The organism is Pseudomonas berkeleyensis, assembly GCF_014109765.1.
Lineage (GTDB): Bacteria > Pseudomonadota > Gammaproteobacteria > Pseudomonadales > Pseudomonadaceae > Aquipseudomonas > Aquipseudomonas berkeleyensis.
Genome location: NZ_CP059139.1, coordinates 1,633,520 through 1,655,472, shown reverse-complemented (window position 1 = coordinate 1,655,472; position 21,953 = coordinate 1,633,520). Strand labels below are relative to the sequence as shown.

The window sequence follows — 21,953 nt, the reverse complement described above, 5'->3', positions numbered from 1 at the left end:
CCATCGCCCGATGAGCAAGTCTCCCTACTATTACGCCCCGCATGGCGGCCACCCAGGTCAGGAGCAACTGCTCACTGACCGCGCCATGTTCACCGAAGCCTACGCCGTGATTCCCAAAGGCGTGATGCGTGACATCGTCACCAGCCACCTGCCGTTCTGGGACAACATGCGCATGTGGGTCATCGCCCGCCCGCTGACCGGTTTCGCCGAAACCTTCTCGCAGTACATCGTCGAAGTCGGCCCGAACGGCGGCAGCGACAAGCCGGAACTGGATGCCACTGCCGAGGGCGTGATCTTCGTCGTCGAAGGCGAGTTCAGCCTGACCCTCAACGGCACTCAGCACGCCATGCGTCCGGGCAGCTACGCCTTCATCCCACCACAAAGCGACTGGTCGCTGCGCAACAACGGCAGCGAAGCCGTGCGCTTCCACTGGCTGCGCAAGGCCTACCAACCGGTCGAAGGCGTGCCCTATCCGGAAGCCTTCGTCACCAACGAGCAGGACATCGAACCGATCGTCATGCCGGGTACCGAAGGCCGCTGGAGCACCACGCGCTTCGTCGACATCAAGGACATGCGCCATGACATGCACGTCAATATCGTCAACTTCGAGCCGGGTGGCGTGATTCCGTTCGCCGAAACCCACGTCATGGAGCACGGCCTGTACGTGCTGGAAGGCAAGGCGGTGTATCGCCTGAACCAGGACTGGGTCGAGGTCGAGGCCGGTGACTTCATGTGGCTGCGCGCCTTCTGCCCGCAGGCCTGCTATGCCGGCGGCCCGAGCCGCTTCCGCTACCTGCTGTACAAGGACGTGAACCGCCAGATGCCCCTGACCCTGGGCGGTCTGAAGCGCTGAGGGATGCCTCACCCGTAGGGTGCGCCGTGCGCACCGTGATACCGGTGCGCATGGCGCACCCTACAAGAGCGGCCCATCGCTACCGCACGAGCACGCCCACCAGCCACAAAAAAGGCCACCCCTTGGGGTGGCCTTTTTCACTCATGTAGCAACCGATCAGCTGTGGCGGATCAGATGATCGAAGGCCGAGAGCGACGCTTTCGAACCTTCGCCCATGGCGATGACAATCTGCTTGTACGGCACAGTCGTCACGTCACCGGCAGCGAACACGCCCGGCACGTTGGTGTTGCCCTTGGCATCGACGACGATCTCGCCAAAACGGTTGAGCTCGACGGTACCTTTGAGCCAGTCACTGTTGGGCAGCAGACCGATCTGCACGAAGATGCCTTCCAGCTCGACGGTGTGCAGTTCCTCGGTGGTGCGATCCTTGTACACCAAGCCGTTGACCTTCTGCCCGTCGCCCTTGACCTCGGTGGTCTGCGCGCTCTTGATCACAGTCACGTTCGGCAGGCTGTAGAGCTTCTTCTGCAGCACGGCATCGGCACGCAGGGTGTCGGCAAACTCCAGCAGGGTCACGTGAGCGACGATACCGGCCAGGTCGATGGCAGCCTCGACACCGGAGTTACCGCCGCCGATCACCGCCACGCGCTTGCCCTTGAACAGCGGACCGTCGCAGTGCGGGCAGAAGCACACACCCTTGGCCTTGTATTCCTGCTCGCCCGGCACCCCCATTTCGCGCCAGCGGGCGCCGGTGGCCAGAATCACGGTCTTGGCCTTGAGCGAAGCGCCGCTCTCGAACTTGACCTCGTGCAGACCGCCTTCGGCAGCCGCCGGCACCAGGGCCGAGGCGCGTTGCAGGTTCATGATGTCGACTTCGTATTCCTTGACGTGCTCTTCGAGGGCACGCACCAGTTTCGGGCCTTCAGTCTCCTTGACGGAGATGAAGTTCTCGATGGCCATGGTGTCGAGCACCTGACCGCCGAAGCGCTCGGCGGCAACACCGGTACGGATGCCCTTGCGCGCAGCGTAGATCGCAGCAGCAGCACCCGCCGGGCCACCACCGACCACCAGCACGTCGAAGGCGTCTTTGGCGCTCATCTTCTCGGCGTCGCGGTTGGCGGCACCGGTATCGATCTTGGCGAGGATTTCCTTCACCTCCATACGGCCGGAGGCGAACACCTCACCATTCAGGTAGATACTCGGCACGGCCATGATCTGGCGACGCTCGACTTCTTCCTGGAACAGCGCGCCGTCGATGGAGACGTTGCGGATATTGGGATTGAGCACTGCCATCAGGTTCAGTGCCTGCACCACGTCCGGGCAGTTCTGGCAGCTCAGCGAGAAGTAGGTCTCGAACTCGAACTTGCCTTCGATGCTCTTGATCTGCGCAATGGTGTCGGCGTCCAGCTTGGACGGGTGGCCGCCCACTTGCAGCAACGCCAGTACCAGCGAGGTGAACTCATGGCCCATGGGGATGCCGGCGAACGTCAGGCCGATATCCGCACCAGGGCGATTCAGCGAGAACGACGGACGACGGGCGTCGTTGCCATCGGTCTTCAGGGTGATCTTGTCGGTCAGGCCGACGATGTCTTGCAGCAGCCCGAGCAGCTCCTGGGATTTCGCGCCGTCATCGAGGGACGCAACGATCTCGAACGGCAGGGTGACCTTTTCCAGGTAGGCCTTCAACTGGGCTTTAAGATTGGCGTCCAACATGGCGGAAATTCCTCAAATACAAAAATTCGGGCAATAAAATGCCCGGACGGATCGCGCCCGGGCATCGGGCACCACAAGGGCCGGTTGATGGCCCAAACAGCGCAGGTAGCAATTGCAAAACGGATTTCAGAGCGTCGCGAGCGACGGCTAGACAAGGCGTAATCTGCTGAGGGCCAAGCCCTAGTCTGATTACAACGCTGCCTAGCCGAGCGCAGCAGCTCTGAAGCCGTTTTTAGATCTTGCCAACCAGATCCAGCGAAGGAGCCAGAGTGGCTTCGCCTTCTTTCCACTTGGCCGGGCAGACTTGACCCGGGTTAGCGGCGGTGTACTGAGCGGCCTTCAGCTTGCGCAGGGTCTCGGAAACGTCACGAGCGATTTCGTTCGAGTGGATTTCCAGAGTCTTGATCACGCCTTCCGGGTTGATCACGAAGGTGCCACGCAGTGCCAGACCTTCTTCCGGAATGTGCACGCCGAAAGCGTTGGTCAGCTGGTGGGTCGGGTCACCGATCAGCGGGAACTGGGCTTTGCCAACGGCAGGCGAAGTTTCGTGCCATACCTTGTGCGAGAAGTGGGTGTCGGTGGTCACGATGTAGACCTCGGCACCGGCCTTCTGGAACTCGGCATAGTTGTTGGCAGCGTCTTCGATCTCAGTCGGGCAGTTGAAGGTAAAGGCAGCCGGCATGAAGATCAGCACGGACCACTTGCCCAGCAGGGACTGCTCGGTGAGCTCGACGAACTCGCCAGCGTGGAAAGCGTTGACCTTGAACGGTTGCACTTGAGTGTTGATGAGGGACATTGCTGACTCCTTCTGAGGTTTCTGTGAGGGGTTGAAAATCTACAGGTGCTATCTTAGCTACCTAACAGAAAAATGCTTATTGATTACGGCCATGATATCGATTGAATACGCCAATCGATGGAAAAGCCCGCGCCAGACGCGGGCTGGAGACCTGAATCAAACCTGATCGGCATCGATCAGCAGCGCCAGTTTACCTGCCACTTGGTTACCAGCGAGTGTCTCGAATGCCGCTTCACTGTCTTTGATCGCAAAACTGCGCTCCAGTTGCGGCTTTAATCGCCCCTCGGCGAACAGCGGCCAGACATGCTGCTGCAGATCGCGCAACAGATCGGCCTTGAACTGGTCATCACGATTGCGCAGGGTCGAGCCGATCAGCTGAATGCGCTTGCCCAATACCTGCGCCAGATCCAGCGTGGCTTCGCGGCCGCCCATCAGCCCGATGTTGATCCAACGCCCATCACGCGCCAGCAGTTCGAGGTTGAGCTGCGCATATTGCCCACCTACCGGATCGAGAATCACGTCGAAGGGGCCGAAGTCGCGCAGGCTTTGCAGATCCTCGCCACGCAGCGCGCCACCCTGGGCACCGAGCGCCTCGCAGTAAGCCAGACGTTCGGCCGAACCGACGCTGACCCAGCACGGGCTGCCGAATGCCTTGCACAATTGAATACCAGCAGAGCCGACGCCGCTGGCTCCGGCATGCAACAACACCTTCTCACCTGGCCGCAGGCCGCCGAGCTGGAACAGGTTGAGCCAGGCGGTGGCATAGACCTCCGGCAATACAGCCGCCTCCACCAGGCTGACACCTTCGGGCACCGGCAATGCATGGCGTGCATCGAGCACCACCTCTTCGGCCATGCCGCCGCCAGCCAGCAAACAACAGACCTGATCGCCAACCTGCCAGGCACTACCGGCGCCAACTTCGATGACCACACCGGAGCATTCCAACCCAAGCGCCTGGCTGGCACCTGGCGGTGGTGGATACAGGCCGGCGCGCTGCAGAAGGTCGGCGCGGTTGAGCCCAGCGGCGGCCACCTTGACCCTGATCTGCCCCGCATCACATGCCAGTGCCGGTTGCTCCAGCCATTCCGCACGCCCTTCGACGCCTTGCAATGCCTTCATGCTGCCTCCATAGTGCAAGTGAACGAGCCCGACGCTGACCGTCGGGCTTTCGCTTAGCGCCAACGGAACCTGGCGCCCTCAATTACGGCCTAATATGCGTTATCACTTGCCACTACGTCGAATCAGCATGAAGCGCTCTCTCGCAAGCACCGCCCTCGCCCTTGTCCTTGGCCTCAGCGCTCTACCGCTGGCCGCCAAGACCACCACTGCCGCCAGCTGGGAATATCTGCAGCCAGATCGCGAGCAGGTGATTGCCAGCCTCAACGTGGTGGAGCTGCTGCGGCGGCATCACTACAACAAGCCGCCGCTGAACGACGAACGCTCGATCCAGATCTACGACAACTACCTGAAGTTGCTCGATCCGACGCGCAGCTATTTCACCGCGGCCGACATCGCCGAATTCAACCAGTGGCGCACCAAGTTCGATGACCTGCTGAAAAGCGGCGACCTCGAACCCGGTTTCGCCATCTATCGCCGTCACCTGACGCGCCTGCAGGAGCGGATCGACTTCGCCCTGGCAGAGCTCGCCAAGGGCGTCGACAAGATCGACTTCAGCATCGACGAAACCTTGGAAGTGGATCGCGAGAAAGCGCCCTGGGCGAAAAACCGCGCCGAACTCGATGACCTGTGGCGCAAACGCGTCAAGGACGAAGTACTGCGCCTGAAGATCGCCGGCAAGGACACCAAGGATATTCAGGAACTGCTGACCAAGCGCTACAAGAATCAGGCAGCGCGCCTCAAGCAGACCCGTGGCGAAGATGTGTTCCAGGCCTACATCAACGCCTTCGCCACCACCTACGACCCGCACACCACCTACCTCTCGCCGGACAACGCGGAAAACTTCGATATCAACATGAGCCTGTCGCTCGAAGGTATCGGCGCCGTTCTGCAGAGTGACAACGAGCACGTCAAGGTCGTACGCCTGGTGCCAGCTGGCCCGGCTGAAAAGAGCAAGCAGATCGCCCCGGCCGACAAGATCGTCGGCGTCGCTCAGGGTACTGGTGAAATGGTCGACGTGATCGGCTGGCGCCTGGATGAAGTGGTCAAACTTATCCGTGGCCCGAAAGGTTCGACCGTGCGCCTGGAAGTGATCCCGGCGAGCAATCCGCCCAGTGACCAGACCAGCAAGGTCGTCACCATCACCCGTGAAGCGGTCAAGCTGGAAGAGCAGGCTGCCAAGAAGAAGGTGCTGAACCTGCAGCACGATGGTCGTGACTACAAGCTCGGCGTGATCGAACTGCCGGCCTTCTACCTCGACTTCAAGGCCTTCCGTGCCGGCGATCCGAACTACAAGAGCACCACCCGCGACGTCAAACGCCTGCTCGACGAACTGCAGGCCGAGAAAGTCGATGGCGTGGTCATCGACCTGCGCAACAACGGCGGCGGCTCCCTGCAGGAGGCCACCGAACTGACCAGCCTGTTCATCGAACAAGGCCCAACCGTACTGGTGCGCAACGCCGACGGCCGTGTCGATGTGCTCGCCGACGAGAACAAGGGCATCTACTACAATGGCCCACTCGCCGTTCTGGTGAACCGCCTGTCCGCCTCCGCCTCGGAGATTTTCGCAGGCGCCATGCAGGACTATCACCGTGCGCTGATCCTCGGCGGTCAGACCTTCGGTAAAGGCACCGTGCAGACCATCCAGCCGCTCAACCATGGCGAGCTGAAGCTGACCCTGGCCAAGTTCTACCGCGTTTCCGGCCAGAGCACCCAGCACCAGGGCGTGATCCCCGACATCCTCTACCCGGATGTCATGGACACCAAGGACATCGGCGAAAGCGCCCTGCCCGCCGCCCTGCCCTGGGACAGCATTCGCCCGGCCATCACGCCCGAGCTGGATCCGATCAAGCCGTTCCTCAGCGAGCTCAAGGCGCGCCATGACCAGCGCACCGCCAAGGATCCGGACTTCGTCTTCACCCGTGACCGCCTGACCCTGGCCAAGAAGCTGATGGCCGAAACCACCGTCAGCCTCAACGAGAAGACGCGCCGTGCGCGCCAGGCGGAAGTCGAGGCCAAGCAATTGGCACTGGAGAACAACCGTCGCGAGGCCAAGGGCGAAGAACCGCTCAAGGAACTGGCGAAAGAAGACGAGGATGCACTGCCAGTCGCCGACGAGAAGAGCACACCGGAAGACGACGCCTACCTGGCCGAGTCCGGCCGTATCCTGCTCGACTACCTGGGGTTGAACCCGTCGCTGGCGCTGCACTGACAGGCAAGTAGTCTAACGTCATCAAATCGTCATCGAACTGTCGTGAAATGCAGGGGCCGGCCAAAAACCGGCCCCTTCGTTTTCCGGCAGATCGAGAACACCATGACCGTCACCGAGCAGTTGAGCGCACTGGGTAACATCCTCGCTCACGGCGACCTCAGCAGCCTGTTCCAGCCCATCGTTTCGCTTTCCGAGCAACGCATTCTCGGCTATGAAGCCTTGACTCGCGGCCCCTCGAACAGTCCGCTGCACTCACCGCTGACGCTGTTCGCCGTGGCCCGCCACGCCGGGCGCCTGAGCGAACTGGAAATGGCCTGTCGCAAGAGCGCCTGCAGAGGCTTCAGCGCCCAGGGCCTGGACGGCAAGCTGTTTCTCAACGTCTCGCCAGAGTCGTTGCTCGACCCCAGCCACCAGCCGGGACGCACCCTGAAACTGCTGCAGGCCTTCGGCATCCCGCCCAGCCAGGTGGTGATCGAACTCACCGAGCAATCGCCCACCGAAGACTTCGGCCTGCTCGACAACGCCCTGCACCACTACCGCGCCATGGGATTTTCCATCGCCCTCGATGATCTCGGCGCCGGTTATTCCAGCCTGCGTCTGTGGTCGGAACTGCGCCCAGACTACGTGAAAATCGATCGCCATTTCATCGATGGCATCCACCTGGACGCAGTGAAGCGCGAATTCGTCGGCTCCATCCTGAAAATGGCCGCGGCCTCTCGCGCCCAGGTGATCGCCGAAGGTATCGAGCAAGCTGAAGAACTGGCGGTACTGGCGGAAATGGGCGTTGACCTGGTGCAGGGTTATCTACTCAGCAGGCCGCAGGAAAAGCCGCCGCGTGACGCCCGGCAACTGCTACCGAGACTGCAAAGCAGCCAGACCAGCCTCGGCGAGGAAAGTCACGACCTCAGTGCCCTGCTCAACGAGCAGCCTGCGGTCGACCAGCACACGGCCATCGCCGAGGTGTTGGACGCATTCCGCGCTCAGGCCAATCTCAACTCGTTGGCGGTGCTGGATCAGCATAACCAGCCAGTCGGTATCGTCCACCGTCACTCGCTCTCCGAAGCCCTGCTCAAACCCTTCGCCACCGACCTGTTCGCCCGCAAGCCGATCAGCCGCCTGATGAGCCAGGACTTTCTCGCCGTGGAGCTGACGCAATCGCTGCAGAAGGTCAGCCGCCTGCTCACCAGCCGAGCGCGCCAGCGCATCGAAGAAGACTTCATCATCATCCAGGGCGGGCGCTACCGGGGCCTGGGCCGCGTCATCGATGTGCTCAAGCTAATCACCGAGCAAAAACTGCAACAGGCGCGCCACGCCAACCCACTGACCTTGCTACCGGGCAACGTACCGATCCAGCAGTGCCTCACTCGCCTGCTGCAACAACAGCGCGAGGCGGCGGTGTGTTACGTCGATATCGACAGCTTCAAACCCTTCAACGATATCTATGGCTATGCCAAGGGCGACGAGGTGCTGCTGTGCCTGGCCCAGTGCCTGAACGACAAGGTGGATCCCGCGCGTGACTTCGTCGGCCATATCGGCGGCGACGACTTCATGCTGGTGCTCGGTACCAGCGATTGGCGCGACAAGCTTGGCCGTCTGATCGAGGATTTCCAGGGTCAGTGCCGGCGGTTCTATCGGGAAGAACACCTGCAGGCCGGCTGCTTCAGCGCACACAATCGACAGGGCCAGCGCCAGGAGTATGCGCTGCTGTCACTCTCCATCGGTGTGGTCTACCTGCACAGCGATGATTGCGCGCAACTGGACGCCTCGAGGTTGGCGGAGCTTGCCTCCGAAGCCAAGCGTCATGCCAAGGCGATACCGGGTTACAGCCTGCATATTCTCGATGGATCAGTGGCCTGAACGAGATACATCGTCCGCTTGCGCCGCATAACGCTCGGCCACTGTGGGATCGGCCGCAACACCGGGCGCACCGTCACGGTACAGCTGACTGAGACGACTGGCAGCGAGCGGGTGCCCGGCCGCCAGCGCTTGCGTCCAGTAGCGCACAGCCTCCTGGCCATCCGGTGCCTGTCGGGTGTTGCCTTGCAGGGCCTGAACCCCCAACTGGTAGGCAGCCTTGCCATCACCCCCGGCAGCAGCCAGGCGCAGCAGACGCAGCCCCTCCTCGCGCGCGCCCAGCCCTTGCCCGCGAAACAGCAGGATATGGCCATAAAAACTCTGCGCCGAAGTGTCGCCCAGGTTGGCCATGCGTCCGTACTGGCCCTGCATCCACTGCCAGGCACGCGGCTGACGCATCACCCATGGCCAATGGAACAGCCGTCGGGCCAACCAGTAACCCAGCCGAGCGCGTAGCCGCCAGAGCAGCCTAGACATCGGCGGGATAATCGAATTCGAACACACGCACCACCTCTGCTGCGTGCCAGGACGCCGCAGCGACACCATCGGAAGCGCCACTGAAACGCCCCAGACGCGTTACGCAGTCGAAGAAACCGGTACGTGGCAAACGGCTGGCCCCCTGACTGATCACCAACGCGCTGCGCAGGGGACGCTCGGCACGGGCATCGAGCGCAGCCAGATGTTCAAGTGCCGCAGTGAGGGTCTGCATGGCCGGCGTCGGGAGATCGAGGCGCTCGATCAGCGCACGATAGGTCAGCAGATGACGTTGGCGGCGGGCATCATCCAACTCTGCGAGCAGGGCCTGCCAGTGCTGGCGACTGATGCGCACGCTCAAGACCAGCCCTCCAGGCCCAGCTCCCAAGCCAACGAACGCAGGATTGCGGCATCGGGTTGGCGCTCACCGCTTTCGATCATGGCCAGATAGTGGGGGCTGATGCCCACACTGCGGGCCAGTGCTTCCGGGCTCAAGCCCTTGGCCTCACGCAGCGTTTGCAGTTGTTCCAGAGGCGCACGCTTGGCTGTCGGAGCAGGCGTGGGGGCCGCGGTTACGGCAGGTTCCTGGCGCCCTGCCGCCTTCAACAAGGCCTGGTAATCGGCCCAGGGCAGTACGGCGTATTCCGGTTCACCGTCGCGGGCAATGATTTGCACAGTCATGGAGCTCTCCATCTCAATAACGCCGTTGGAAAGCAGGATCGACGATCTCGGCACCTTCCTTGCGAACTGCCATCTTAACAGGCACCCGCCCAGCAGAGCGTGCTCAATAGCACTGAGCGCGATGCATAACCACAGGCATCGCTCCCGCTGCGCACTGCGTCTCTAAGAGCGCGCTCAAAGTCTGCTGCGCGTCGGCCATGCAGCGTTGAAATCAAGCTGGAACGCCAGCCCGGTCAGAATGCTCATTTAAAGCTCGTAAAGTCGAACGCGACTCCGAGCGTTCTTCGCTCGATTCGCGGGGCCGCCATCGGTATTGCCTGGCTCTAGCTCGCGAGACTTTGAATAGGCTCTAAGGGTGAACCGTCTGCTCGTCAGCCGGCAAATGTTCGATAAGCGCCAGACGCTCCGGGCTCTGCCTGTCGCGCCAGGCCTTGAAGGCCTCCAGTTCGGCGTGCCAGGTGCGCATCACCCAGGCCAGAACGGCCAGATCATCGACGAAGCCGACGCCCACCAACCAGTCAGGGATCGCATCCAGCGGGCTCAGGAAGTACAGAAGCGCCGCCACCACCATTAGCAAGGCCTGGCTGCTGATCTGCCGATACTCACCTTTGAACCAGGCCAGGCAGAGTGCGCGCAGCAGACGCAGATCCTCTTTGAGCGCTGCGAAACGCTCGCCCTGCGGCGTACGCTTGTCACCCAACGCACGGAGCAATTCCGGTAGACGTCCCTCACGCAGGAAGCGCGCCGCCAGGGGCAGGTAACCGGTCAGTTTCCATGGAGCTTTCATCGGCCCTCCTCGGCAAGCCAGGCAGTATCTGGGCTTGCCTCGCTTATCCACCGAAGCTGTGGATAACTCTGTGAAAATACCTTCAACAAGCTTACCAAAGCCCCGTGGCATGGGGCCTTCGCTCAGATCGGGCATTTTTTATACAGCACATAAAACTCATGAAAATCAATAAGTTGCTGATTGACACAAGCCGGCTGCAGATGTAGCCGGTACTTATTGGGAATGCTTCCCATAATGTGCATAAGCGTAACACTCAAGCACCAGCGCGATACCCGATACCCTCCAGAAACGACAACGCCCCGTCAAGACGGGGCGTTGTGCTGACACGCGAAAGTGTTACTCGGCAGCCGGCTCGGCGGCCTTCTGATCCTTGATGCCGATCAGCTCCAGATCGAACACCAGTACCGAGTTGGCCGGAATCGCCGGAGACGGGCTCTGCTCGCCGTAAGCCAATTCGCTGGGGATGTACAGCTTGTACTTCTCGCCAACGTGCATCAGTTGCAGACCTTCGACCCAACCCGGAATCACGCCGCCAACCGGCAGATCGATGGGGCTGCCACGGGCGACGGAGCTGTCAAATACGGTGCCATCGGTCAGCTTGCCTTCGTAGTGAACGGTCACTACGTCGCTTTCTTTCGGCTGTGCGCCGTCAGCCTTCTTCACCACTTCGTACTGCAGACCGGACTCGGTGGTCACGACGCCTTCACGCTTGCCGTTCTCTTCGAGGAATTTCTTGCCAGCTTCGGCCGCTTCCTTGTTCAGTGCAACCATGCGCTCTTCGGCACGCGTCTGCAGGAAGGAGAAGGCCTCGATCATGTCTTCGTCCTTGATGCGTGGCTCCTTCTTCGCCAGCGCGTCTTCGATACCCTGGGCGACGGCCTTGGAATCCAGATCGTCCATGCCTTCTTCGGACAGGCTGCGGCCCATGTTCAGGCCAATGCCATAGGAGGCTTTCTGCGCCGGGCTCTTGAGTTCGACTTCGCTGGTTTGCGAATCGCAACCGGCTAGCACCAGACCCACCAGGGCAACTGCCGCCGCCAAACGATGCTGTTTCATGCTTGTTCCTTGTAGATGCGCCCGAAGGCCGTCGTGTGAAAGCGCGAGCTTAGCAGTCCGCCACGATAACTGGCTACGGCATAGGAGCCGAGCAGTGCGCATAAGTTCAAGCAAACAAAGGAATTTTCTGGAGTTTTCGGCGAATGCCGGAGGATTGTCACAGGAGGGGATGAAGCGAGTAGAGAAATGGCGCAGCGGACGGGACTCGAACCCGCGACCCCCGGCGTGACAGGCCGGTATTCTAACCGACTGAACTACCGCTGCGCGTAACTGCGAGATTGGTGGGTGATGACGGGATCGAACCGCCGACCCTCTGCTTGTAAGGCAGATGCTCTCCCGGCTGAGCTAATCACCCTTCACTCTCGAAGTGGGGCGCATTCTAGAGAGCGATCCGGGCCTTGGCAAGCCCCTCATGCAAAAAAATTCATCGGCCCAGCAAGAACTTAGGCGATACCGGCGAATTTTCTCACAGGCTCGTGGTCAGGGTTGGCCTGAGCTCGCCAGCGGAGAATAATGCGCGCTCTGTGCCGATGGACGAATCGCGATAGCGCAAACTGTCCACTCCCTTACATCCGTCGCAGCCCCCGCCCTTTCCAAGCGAGAAAGCCCAGGAAGACGCTGTCTGCGACCTCAATACCAATGGAGAGTCACCCGCTCATGTGGTTCCGTAACCTGCTGGTCTACCGCCTCACTCAGGACATTCCCTTCGACGCCGAAGCACTGGAGACCGCACTGGCCAGCAAGCCGGCCCGCCCCTGCGCTACCCAAGAGCTGACCACCTATGGTTTCACCGCCCCCTTCGGCAAAGGCGCCGACGCACCTCTGGTGCACGTCAGCGGCGACTTCCTGCTGATTGGCACGCGCAAGGAAGAGCGCATCCTGCCGGGCTCGGTAGTACGCGACGCACTGAAGGAGAAGGTCGACGAGATCGAGAACACCCAGATGCGCAAGGTGTACAAGAAAGAGCGCGACCAGATCAAAGACGAGATCGTGCAGGCATTCCTGCCGCGCGCCTTCATTCGCAAATCCGGCACCTTCGCCGCCATCGCGCCGAAGCAGGGCCTGATCCTGGTGGACAGCGCCAGCGCCAAGAAAGCCGAAGACCTGCTCTCCACCCTGCGCGAAGCCATGGGCTCGCTGCCGGTGCGCCCGCTGTCGGTGAAGATCGCGCCGACTGCCACGCTGACCGACTGGCTGAAAACCCAGAAAGCCGCCGAAGGCTTCTTCGTTCTGGACGAATGCGAGCTGCGCGACACTCATGAAGACGGTGGCGTGGTGCGCTGCAAGCGCCAGGATCTGACCAGTGAGGAAATCCAGTTGCACCTGTCCACCGGCAAGCAGGTCACCCAGCTGTCGCTGGCCTGGCAGGACAAATTGTCTTTCGTGCTCGACGACAAGCTGACCATCAAACGCCTGCGCTTCGAAGACGTTCTGCAGGAACAGGCCGAACAGGACGGTGGCGACGATGCGCTGGCCCAGCAGGATGCCAGCTTCATCCTGATGATGATGACCCTGGTGGAGTTCCTGCCGGAGCTGTTCACCGCTCTGGGCGGCGAAGAGATCCCACAGGGAATCTGAGTGCAGGACGGATGCAACTCGCCAGAGGGCTTGGCGGGTTGCACCCGCCCTACAGGCCCAACCGAACTGCGCCGGGCCTCAGGTCAACGATTCAAGACTGGCGGTAAAGGCACTGGCGCCCCGCTCCGCCGTGCTGAAGTTGTGACGCATGAAGGCGAACAACTCGCGCCCACAGCCTATGGCCGGGGCCGGCGCCTCGGCCAACTCGCGTGACGCCAGCTCGTTCTCGTCAACCCTCAGCAGCAGTTCCCCGCTCTGGCCGTCCACGCGCAGCAGGTCGCCGTCGCGTACCCGCGCCAACGGCCCACCATCGAAAGCCTCGGGGCAGACATGGATGGCAGCCGGAATCTTGCCGGAAGCACCGGACATACGCCCGTCGGTCACCAGCGCCACCTTGAAGCCACGATCCTGCAGCACCCCGAGATAAGGCGTCATCTTGTGCAGCTCGGGCATACCATTGCTGCGCGGCCCCTGAAAACGCACCACGGCAACGAAATCGCGCTCCAGCTTGCCAGCCTTGAACGCCTCGACCAGCTCCAGCTGATCTTCGAAAACCAGCGCAGGCGCCTCCACTACCTGGTGCTCCGGCGCCACGGCTGAGACCTTCATCACTCCGCGCCCGAGATTGCCTTGCATCAAGCGCAGGCCGCCCTCTGCCGAGAATGGCCGGGCAACGGGGCGCAATACGCTTTCCTCCAGGCTTTCGCGCGGGCCGTCGCGCCACACCAGCTTGCCGCCATCAAGGAAGGGTTCACGGGTATAGCGCGACAGACCATGTCCCGCCACGGTGTTGACATCTTCGTGCAGCAGACCCGCTTCGAGCAGCTCGCGAATCAGCAGCGCCATACCGCCAGCAGCCTGGAAGTGATTGATATCGGCCTTGCCGTTGGGATAGACGTGGGCCAAGGTCGGCACCACCTCGGACAGATCGGCCATGTCTTGCCAGGTCAGCAGAATACCGGCCGCACGGGCAATGGCCGGCATGTGCAGGGTGTGATTGGTCGAGCCACCCGTGGCATGCAGGGCGACGATGGAGTTGACCAGGCAACGCTCGTCGACGATCTCACCAACGGGCATGAACTGGCCGCTCTGCTTGGTCAGGCGGGTGACCTGCTGCGCGGCTTCACGGGTCAATGCATCGCGCAGCGGCGTCCCCGGATTGATGAACGAGGCACCCGGCAGGTGCAGCCCCATCACTTCCATCAACAGCTGGTTGGTATTGGCGGTGCCATAGAACGTACAGGTGCCAGGGCCGTGATAGGCGGCCATTTCGGCAGCCAGCAACTCTTCGCGCGAGGCCTTGCCTTCCGCGTAGCGCTGGCGCACATCGGCCTTTTCCTTGTTCGACAACCCCGAAGTCATCGGCCCCGCCGGCACGAACAACGAAGGCAGATGACCGAAGCGCAGCGCCCCCATCAGCAGGCCCGGCACGATCTTGTCGCATACGCCCAGGTACAGCGCGGCATCGAACATGTTGTGCGACAGCGCCACCGCAGTGGACATGGCGATCACCTCACGACTGGCGATGCCCAGCTCCATACCCGGCTCGCCCTGGGTGACGCCGTCGCACATGGCTGGCACACCACCGGCGAACTGCCCCACCGAACCCAGCTCACGCAGCGCCTGCTTGATCTGCTCGGGGAAGGCTTCATAAGGCTGGTGAGCCGACAGCATGTCGTTATAAGCAGAAACGATGGCGACGTTGGCAGCATCCATCAGGCGTAGCGTCTGCTTGTCGTGCCCGCTGCAACCGGCCACGCCATGAGCGAAGTTGGCGCACTGCAACTTGCCACGTTGCGGCCCTTCGCTGGCGGCCGCACGAATCATCGCCAGGTAGCGCTGGCGCGTGGCACGACTGCGCTCGATCAGACGGTCAGTGACTTCTACGACGCGGGGATGCATGGGCTTCTCCAGGCTTGCGACTAACATTTATTTGCTTTTACAACAAAACACTGCCAGTCGCTGAATTTGATTTCTAGATTAATCGGCATAATCTTGTAATTAAAACAACAAAAGTACAGGAACCTCACCATGACACTACGAATTGCCATCAATGGCTTTGGCCGTATCGGCCGCAACGTGCTACGCGCACTCTATACCCAGAATTATCGCCAACATCTGCAGGTCGTGGCGATCAACGATCTGGGCGATAGCGCGATCAATGCCCACCTTCTGCAATATGACAGCGTGCACGGCCACTTTGCCGAAACGGTCAAGGTCGACGGCGAAAGCCTATGGGTCAGGGACGATAAAATCGCCGTCAGCGCCATTCGCAACCCAGCCGAATTGCCGTGGAAAACTCATCAGGTCGACGTGGTGCTGGAATGCACCGGGCTGTTCACCGAACGCGACAAGGCAGCCGCCCATCTCACGGCAGGTGCCCGCAAGGTACTGATCTCAGCCCCCGCCAAAGGCGCCGATGCCACACTGGTATTCGGCGTCAACGAGCACGTGCTGACGCCGGACATGCAGATACTCTCCAACGCCTCCTGCACGACCAACTGCCTGGCTCCAGTCGCTCAGGTTCTGCATCGCGAGCTGGGCATCGAGCAAGGGCTGATGACCACCATCCACGCCTATACCAACGACCAGAATCTCTCCGACGTGTACCACAGCGACCCGTACCGCGCGCGCTCGGCCACCCAATCGATGATCCCGACCAAAACCGGCGCCGCTGAGGCCGTCGGCCTGGTGCTGCCGGAACTGGCCGGAAAGCTTACGGGCATGGCGGTACGGGTACCGGTGATCAACGTGTCATTGGTCGACCTGACACTGCAACTCCAGCGCGAGACCGATGCGGCAGAGGTCAACGCCCTGCTCAAGGCTGCCAGCGAGCAGTCGCCGGTGCTGGGTTACAACGCCCTGCCGCTGGTGTCCTGCGATTTCAACCACAACCCGCTGTCGTCGATCTTCGATGCCAACCACACCAAGGCCAGCGGCAAGCTGCTCAAGGTCATGGCCTGGTACGACAACGAGTGGGGCTTTTCCAACCGCATGCTGGACAACTGCCTGATCCTGGCGCGTATGGCCTGAATGAGGAGGCTCGGTGAGCCGCAACCGCATGAAGGCGCTGCTGCGCGTGGCTGCGGTATGGAACATCCCGGCGGCCTGCAACGAGAGCAGAGCCGACTATCAGGCCTAGCTGGCCGGATGCGGGTAGAGTGTCACGGGGCCGCCTAGGCCGCGCGTAGCAGAGAACAGCATCGATCACCCAGGTGCGCACGGCGCACCCTACAGCCGCCGGCAACTGACTGCTGACACACCACTAGAAGTCCACCTTGCCCCTTCCCGCCTTGATCGCCCCGCGTTTGCTCTTGCCGTCGAGACGACGTGTTTTCGAGCCCAGGGTCGGCTTGGTTGGACGGCGCTTCTTCTCCACCTTGCCCGCGCTGCGAATCAGCTCAGCCAGCCGCTCCAGGGCGTCGGCGCGATTCTGATCCTGAGTGCGATACTGCTGCGCCTTGATGATCACCACCCCGTCGCTGGTAATGCGACTATCGGAAAGCGCCAGCAGGCGCTCCTTGTAGAACGGCGGCAGAGACGAGGCCTGACTGTCGAAACGCAGGTGCACCGCACTGGACACCTTGTTGACGTTCTGCCCACCAGCGCCCTGGGCGCGTATGGCAGTCAGCTCGATTTCATCATCCGGCAAGTGGACGCTGTTGGAGACGATTAGCATGGGCATGGTTTCGTATGGGTCATGACCATCAGGATACCCGCCGAAGCTGTAATCTTTGCTTGAAATTTCCCCACGGCATTCGCCCAGCGCCTCGGCTAACGTAGCGGCCTGTATTTTTTCGGAAGCACTAGATGGACTCCATAACCCAGGCGGTACTCGGCGCCAGCATCCAGGGCGCGCTGCTCGGTCGCTGGCAAGGGCGTAAGGCGCTGCTCTATGGCGCCATGCTCGCCACCGTTCCCGATCTGGACGTGGTCATCGAGTACGGCGACGCCGTCGCCAACATGACCTACCACCGCGGCTTCAGCCATTCGCTGTTCGTGCTCAGCGGTTTCGCCCTGCTGCTGACCTGGCTGGCCAGGCGTTTTCGCCCACATCCAGGCTATTCGGCCAATCGCTTGATGCTCACGCTCTGGCTGGTGCTGATCACCCACCCGCTGCTGGACGCCTTCACCAGCTACGGCACCCAGCTGTTCTGGCCACTGATGCCAACACCCACGGCCTGGTCGAGCCTGTTCATCATCGATCCGCTGTACACCGTGCCGTTGATAGTCGCCGTGGCCGTCAGCCTGTTCACCGGCCTGCGCGAACAGACCTGGCGAGTTCCCGCTGCGGCCCTGGCGCTGTCGACGCTGTATATCGGTTTCAGCCTGGCCGGCAAGTTCATGGCCGAGCAGCGTGTAGAGCGCGAACTGGCGCGCCAGGGCATCCAGGCCGAACAGCTGTTCACCACTCCCACGCCATTCAACACCCTGCTGTGGCGCGTGATCGTGCTCGACGGCGAGGACTACCACGAGGCCCTGGTCGGCTGGTTCGATACGGCACCACCACAATTGCAGCGTCTGCCACGCGGCACCGAACTGCGCAAACAGCTGACCGACTCCCCCATGCATGAACGGCTGGACTGGTTCACCGGTGGCGTGCTGCGTTACGACCAGGTCGATGAGCGCCTGATCGTCACGGATCTACGCCTGGGCATGACCGGCTTCCACCCCTTCCGCTTCGACTTCGCCCATCTGCAGGATGGCCAGTGGCGGGTACATGAATACATCGATCGCCTGCCCTTCGAGCGCGGCGAAGTCGAGCACCTGGTTCTGCTGCTCAAGCGCATCTGGCAACCGGATCTGCAAATCCCTCTGCTGGCCTGGGCTGGCGAACTGCAAAAACCGCTTTTAACTGAGACCCGCTCGCACTAGGGAGGTTACTATCGGCGTCCCTTCCCACGAGGCAGGACGCCTGCAATGTTGTTTCGCCGCTTCGAATCCCTGATCGACGTCTTCAAACCCAGCCCGGACGTCGCCCCACCAGCCGGCATGCTGCGCTTCTATGGCCACTACCTGAAACAGGTATGGCCACTGATGATCGCGGTATTGATCATCGGCTTCTTCGCCGCCGTGATCGAAGTGGCGCTGTTCAGCTTCCTCGGCCAGTTGATCGACATGGCCCAGGCCAGCACAGATGCCAGCAGTTTCTTTACCGAGCATCAGAACGCGCTGCTGTGGATGCTACTGGTGGCACTGATCATCCGCCCCATCGTGTTCGGCCTGCACAACCTGCTTACGCACCAGGCGATCAACCCGGGGCTGACCAACCTGGTTCGCTGGCAGAATCACCGCTACGTGCTCAAACAGAGCCTGAGTTTCTTCCAGAACGACTTTGCCGGCCGCATCGCCCAGCGCGTGATGCAGACCGGCCCCTCGCTGCGCGACTCGGCCATGCAGGTGATCGATGCACTCTGGCACGTGGTGGTCTATGCCGGCAGCGCCTTGTATCTGTTCGCCGCCGCCGACCTGCGCCTCGTCGTGCCGCTGGCCCTGTGGATCGTCGGGTACAGCGCCGCGCTGTGGTACTTCGTGCCGCGCATCAAGGCACGCTCCGCTGCGGCATCCTCCGCACGCTCGAAAGTCATGGGCCGGGTGGTCGACGGCTACAGCAACATCGCCACGCTCAAGCTGTTCGCTCATTCGCAGGAGGAGGAAAGCTACGCCCGCGAAGCCATGCAGGATCTGCTCGACAAGTTCCGCCTGCAGTCGCGCACCATCACCGCGCTGGACTTTCTGATCACCTGCCTGAACGGCGTGCTGATCGTCGGCACTGGCGCGCTGGCACTGTGGCTGTGGAGCCAGTCGCTGATCACCACCGGCGCCATCGCCCTGGCCCTCGGCCTGGTGATCCGCATCAACAACATGGCCGAGTGGATCATGTGGGTGGTCAACGGCATCTTCGAAAACGTCGGCACCGTGCAGGATGGCATGCAGACCATCGTCCAGCCGCGCCAGGTACTCGACCACGACGGCGCCAAGCCGATCCAGGTGCCGCAGGGCGCCGTGCGTTTCGAGGACATCCACTTCCATTACGGCAAGAAAGGCGGCGTGATTGCCGGCCTCAGCCTCGACATCCGCCCAGGCGAGAAGATCGGCCTGGTCGGCCCGTCCGGCGCCGGCAAATCGACCCTGGTCAACCTGTTGCTGCGCCTCTACGACCTGGAGAGCGGCCGCATCCTGGTCGACGGCCAGGACATCGCCACGGTGACCCAGGAAAGCTTGCGGGCTCATATCGGTGTGGTGACGCAAGACACCTCGCTGCTGCACCGCTCGATCCGCGACAACCTGCGTTACGGCAACCCCGGCGCCAGCGATGGGCAGCTCTGGGAAGCGGTGCGCAAGGCTCGTGCCGACGCCTTCATCCCCACCCTCGACGATAGCCAGGGCGGCCATGGCATGGATGCTCAGGTTGGTGAACGCGGAGTGAAACTGTCCGGCGGCCAGCGCCAGCGTATCGCCATCGCCCGCGTCCTGCTCAAGGACGCACCGATCCTGGTGCTGGACGAAGCCACCTCGGCACTGGACTCGGAAGTCGAAGCGGCGATTCAGGAAAGCCTGGATAGCCTGATGGAAGGCAAGACGGTGATCGCCATCGCCCACCGCCTGTCGACCATCGCGCGGATGGATCGCCTGGTGGTGATCGACCAGGGCCAGCTCATCGAAACCGGCACCCACGCCGAACTGATCGCCCATGGCGGCTTGTATGCGCGCCTGTGGCAACACCAGACCGGTGGTTTCGTCGGGGTGGATTGAGGGCCCCCCCTCTCCGCTTGCGGGAGAGGGGGCAGACTGTGCATAAACGAAGCTATTTAGCCCAGTAGGTCAGATCACTCCGCCGCTGGCTTCTTGCGTTTGAGCGGCGCACTGCCATCTTCGCTGACCAGCGACGAGGGCTTGCCGGCTGGGCGCGGGCCGGTCTTGCGCTTGGGAGCGGCGGCTTTCTTCGGATCTTTCTTGTCGGTCTTTTTCTTCTTGCTGCCGGCGGCCTTGCCCGAGGCCTTGAGGTTCTTCGGCCCCTGGTAGACGCCTTTCAGTTCCTTGATGGTGCGACGTTCGAAGCGCTGCTTGAGGTAGCGCTCGATGCTCGACATCAGGTTCCAGTCAGTATGGCAGATCAACGATACCGCCAGGCCTTCGCCCCCGGCGCGGCCGGTACGCCCAATGCGGTGCACGTACTCATCGCCGGAACGCGGCATATCGAAGTTGATCACCAGATCCAGGCCTTCGACGTCCAGGCCGCGCGCCGCCACGTCGGTGGCCACCAGCACCTTGACCGCGCCCTGACGCAGACGCTCGATGGCCAGCTTGCGGTCCTTCTGATCCTTCTCGCCGTGCAACACGAACGTCTTGACCCCTGCCGCCACCAGCTTGCCGTAGAGACGATCAGCCTGGACGCGGGTGTTGGTGAAGACGATGGCCTTGTCGTAGGTCTCGTTGGCCAACAACCAGTCCACAAGCTGTTCCTTGTGGTAGTTGTGGTCGGCCGTGATGATTTGCTGGCGAGTGCCCTCGTTGAGCTGGCTGACGCTGTTGAGCATCAGGTGCTGCGGCTCCTTGAGCACCTTGGCGACCATCTCGCGCAGGCCATTGCCGCCGGTGGTGGCGGAAAACAGCAGCGTCTGGTGCGGGCCACAGGCCTCGGCCAGGCGCTGGGCGTCCTCGGCAAAGCCCATGTCGAGCATACGGTCGGCTTCGTCGAACACCAGCACCTCGACCTCATCCAGCGGCAGATTACCGGCGTTGGCATGCTCGATCAGCCGGCCCGGCGTACCGATCAGAATGTCGATCTTGCGCATCATCGCGGCCTGCACCTTGAAGTCCTCACCACCGGTGACCAGACCGGCTTTGAGGAAGGTGAACTGGGCGAAGCGCTCGACTTCCTTGAGCGTCTGCTGCGCCAGTTCACGGGTCGGTAGCAGAATCAGCGCGCGAATGCTCAAGCGTTGCTTGGAGTTGCCGTCGCCAAGCAGCCGATTGAGCAGAGGCAGCACGAAAGCAGCGGTCTTGCCGCTGCCGGTCTGGGCAATCACCCGCAGATCCTTGCCCTCCAGCGCGGGCGGAATCGCTGCCGCCTGCACCGGAGTCGGCTCGACGAAATTAAGCTCGGCCACGGCTTTCAGCAGGCGTTCATGCAGGGCGAATTGGGCAAACACGGGGGCACTACCTCGAAAAATCGACAAAACGGTGCATAGCCTAACGGTTTCCGGCGTCGGAACCGAGTTTCTTTGCATTACACCGGCATTCGGGCAGCGAAGGACGTTCACCTGAAGGCACCATCGCACACCGGCGGCCGGGAACCGAAACGGCTGAATGGCGATCCTATTTGCATCACCACCCAAGGAGTGCTGCGCCATGCTCAACAAATCCCAGGCGCCCCTCAGCATCGGCCTGTGCATCCTGCTGGCGGCAGCGCCAGTGTTCGCCAACCCGCCTGCCGGTAAAGGCAAACCGAACCATCATGAGGGCGGCGTACAGATCGACATGCGCGGCCCGACCGTGGACATCGGCCAGGTGCGCATCATCCTGGGCGACAACCGCCAGTTGATCGGCCCGACCTCAGCCCTGCCACCCGGCATCGCCAAGAACCTGGCTCGTGGCAAGCCGTTGCCACCGGGCATCGCAAAGAATTTCGACAACCGCCTGAATACGCGCCTGCCGTACTACGATGGCTATGAATGGAAACAGGTCGGCCGCGATGTGGTACTGGTCGCCATTGCCACGGGAATCGTCTACGAAATTCTGCGCAACGTGCTGGACTGACCCTCCACAGGGCGCAATCCGACCGGTGGCATCGCACCGGGCGAACTTGTCAGCGGCGCAGTGCTCTATC

The 21,953-nt window shown here is 61.9% G+C and carries 19 protein-coding genes, 2 tRNA genes and 1 pseudogene; 9 read left to right on the top strand and 13 right to left on the bottom strand.

Annotated elements, in window-relative coordinates; all coding sequences use genetic code 11:
- Positions 1 to 10: 10 nt before the first annotated feature.
- On the top strand, positions 11 to 853 hold the full coding sequence (locus HS968_RS07665) for a bifunctional allantoicase/(S)-ureidoglycine aminohydrolase (RefSeq protein WP_106739380.1): 843 nt from the start codon (positions 11 to 13) through the stop codon (positions 851 to 853).
- A 156-nt stretch (positions 854 to 1,009) separates the two neighbouring features.
- On the opposite strand, the gene ahpF is transcribed toward HS968_RS07665, so the two are convergent.
- From ahpF to HS968_RS07650, 3 genes are all read right to left on the bottom strand, one after another.
- A complete protein-coding gene (ahpF, locus tag HS968_RS07660) occupies positions 1,010 to 2,566 on the bottom strand; it encodes an alkyl hydroperoxide reductase subunit F (RefSeq protein ID WP_119693579.1) in 1,557 nt (518 codons plus the stop codon).
- A 232-nt stretch (positions 2,567 to 2,798) separates the two neighbouring features.
- On the bottom strand, positions 2,799 to 3,362 hold the full coding sequence (gene ahpC / locus HS968_RS07655) for an alkyl hydroperoxide reductase subunit C (RefSeq protein WP_106739378.1): 564 nt from the start codon (positions 3,360 to 3,362) through the stop codon (positions 2,799 to 2,801).
- 156 nt (positions 3,363 to 3,518) lie between these two features.
- Complete coding sequence (locus tag HS968_RS07650) at positions 3,519 to 4,481, bottom strand: NAD(P)H-quinone oxidoreductase (RefSeq protein ID WP_182370804.1); 963 nt, start codon at positions 4,479 to 4,481, stop codon at positions 3,519 to 3,521.
- A gap of 127 nt (positions 4,482 to 4,608) precedes the next feature.
- On the opposite strand from HS968_RS07650, the gene HS968_RS07645 reads away from it, so the two are divergent.
- Both HS968_RS07645 and HS968_RS07640 read left to right on the top strand, forming a co-directional pair.
- Positions 4,609 to 6,690 (top strand): carboxy terminal-processing peptidase, encoded by a 2,082-nt coding sequence (locus tag HS968_RS07645; RefSeq protein WP_170965211.1) that lies wholly within the window; start codon positions 4,609 to 4,611, stop codon positions 6,688 to 6,690.
- A gap of 102 nt (positions 6,691 to 6,792) precedes the next feature.
- Positions 6,793 to 8,547: a bifunctional diguanylate cyclase/phosphodiesterase gene (locus HS968_RS07640; RefSeq protein WP_182370802.1), complete on the top strand. Its 1,755-nt coding sequence runs from the start codon at positions 6,793 to 6,795 to the stop codon at positions 8,545 to 8,547.
- Here HS968_RS07640 and HS968_RS07635 read toward each other — a convergent pair.
- The 7 genes from HS968_RS07635 to HS968_RS07605 form a co-directional block, all read right to left on the bottom strand.
- Positions 8,536 to 9,021, bottom strand: a complete 486-nt coding sequence (locus HS968_RS07635; protein WP_182370800.1) for an SEL1-like repeat protein — start codon at positions 9,019 to 9,021, stop codon at positions 8,536 to 8,538. The genes HS968_RS07640 and HS968_RS07635 overlap by 12 nt on opposite strands.
- Complete coding sequence (locus HS968_RS07630; protein ID WP_119693574.1) at positions 9,014 to 9,379, bottom strand: hypothetical protein; 366 nt, start codon at positions 9,377 to 9,379, stop codon at positions 9,014 to 9,016. The genes HS968_RS07635 and HS968_RS07630 overlap by 8 nt, the downstream gene beginning before the upstream one ends.
- Complete coding sequence (locus HS968_RS07625; protein ID WP_182370799.1) at positions 9,376 to 9,699, bottom strand: helix-turn-helix domain-containing protein; 324 nt, start codon at positions 9,697 to 9,699, stop codon at positions 9,376 to 9,378. Before HS968_RS07625 ends, HS968_RS07630 begins: the two co-directional genes overlap by 4 nt.
- Before the next feature lie 349 nt (positions 9,700 to 10,048).
- A complete protein-coding gene (locus HS968_RS07620) occupies positions 10,049 to 10,486 on the bottom strand; it encodes a YkvA family protein (RefSeq protein ID WP_182370797.1) in 438 nt (145 codons plus the stop codon).
- Between the two features lie 336 nt (positions 10,487 to 10,822).
- Entirely contained in the window at positions 10,823 to 11,542 is a 720-nt protein-coding gene (locus tag HS968_RS07615) for an FKBP-type peptidyl-prolyl cis-trans isomerase (RefSeq protein ID WP_170965210.1), read from the bottom strand.
- A 187-nt stretch (positions 11,543 to 11,729) separates the two neighbouring features.
- A tRNA-Asp gene (locus HS968_RS07610) sits at positions 11,730 to 11,806 on the bottom strand.
- A 15-nt stretch (positions 11,807 to 11,821) separates the two neighbouring features.
- Positions 11,822 to 11,897: transfer RNA gene (locus tag HS968_RS07605), tRNA-Val, on the bottom strand.
- A gap of 302 nt (positions 11,898 to 12,199) precedes the next feature.
- Between HS968_RS07605 and rdgC the strand changes: the two genes are divergently transcribed.
- On the top strand, positions 12,200 to 13,120 hold the full coding sequence (gene rdgC, locus HS968_RS07600) for a recombination-associated protein RdgC (RefSeq protein WP_106739369.1): 921 nt from the start codon (positions 12,200 to 12,202) through the stop codon (positions 13,118 to 13,120).
- Positions 13,121 to 13,198: 78 nt separating this feature from the next.
- Here the strand turns inward: rdgC and edd are convergent, their stop codons facing one another.
- On the bottom strand, positions 13,199 to 15,022 hold the full coding sequence (gene edd, locus HS968_RS07595) for a phosphogluconate dehydratase (protein ID WP_182370795.1): 1,824 nt from the start codon (positions 15,020 to 15,022) through the stop codon (positions 13,199 to 13,201).
- A gap of 129 nt (positions 15,023 to 15,151) precedes the next feature.
- On the opposite strand from edd, the gene gap reads away from it, so the two are divergent.
- A complete protein-coding gene (gene gap, locus HS968_RS07590; protein ID WP_182370793.1) occupies positions 15,152 to 16,153 on the top strand; it encodes a type I glyceraldehyde-3-phosphate dehydrogenase in 1,002 nt (333 codons plus the stop codon).
- A gap of 28 nt (positions 16,154 to 16,181) precedes the next feature.
- Positions 16,182 to 16,253 (top strand): annotated as a pseudogene (locus HS968_RS07585) (methylglyoxal synthase); the annotation flags it as partial.
- Between the two features lie 132 nt (positions 16,254 to 16,385).
- Here HS968_RS07585 and arfB read toward each other — a convergent pair.
- Positions 16,386 to 16,799, bottom strand: a complete 414-nt coding sequence (arfB, locus tag HS968_RS07580) for an alternative ribosome rescue aminoacyl-tRNA hydrolase ArfB (RefSeq protein WP_119693568.1) — start codon at positions 16,797 to 16,799, stop codon at positions 16,386 to 16,388.
- A 131-nt stretch (positions 16,800 to 16,930) separates the two neighbouring features.
- Between arfB and HS968_RS07575 the strand changes: the two genes are divergently transcribed.
- Both HS968_RS07575 and HS968_RS07570 read left to right on the top strand, forming a co-directional pair.
- A complete protein-coding gene (locus tag HS968_RS07575) occupies positions 16,931 to 17,995 on the top strand; it encodes a metal-dependent hydrolase (protein ID WP_182370786.1) in 1,065 nt (354 codons plus the stop codon).
- A 45-nt stretch (positions 17,996 to 18,040) separates the two neighbouring features.
- The gene (locus tag HS968_RS07570) at positions 18,041 to 19,876 is read left to right on the top strand and encodes an ABC transporter ATP-binding protein (protein WP_182370784.1); all 1,836 of its coding nucleotides are present in this window, start codon (positions 18,041 to 18,043) and stop codon (positions 19,874 to 19,876) included.
- A gap of 74 nt (positions 19,877 to 19,950) precedes the next feature.
- On the opposite strand, the gene HS968_RS07565 is transcribed toward HS968_RS07570, so the two are convergent.
- Positions 19,951 to 21,276: a DEAD/DEAH box helicase gene (locus HS968_RS07565; protein ID WP_179624238.1), complete on the bottom strand. Its 1,326-nt coding sequence runs from the start codon at positions 21,274 to 21,276 to the stop codon at positions 19,951 to 19,953.
- 199 nt (positions 21,277 to 21,475) lie between these two features.
- Between HS968_RS07565 and HS968_RS07560 the strand changes: the two genes are divergently transcribed.
- Entirely contained in the window at positions 21,476 to 21,883 is a 408-nt protein-coding gene (locus HS968_RS07560) for an anti-virulence regulator CigR family protein (RefSeq protein ID WP_119693564.1), read from the top strand.
- Positions 21,884 to 21,953 lie beyond the last annotated feature (70 nt).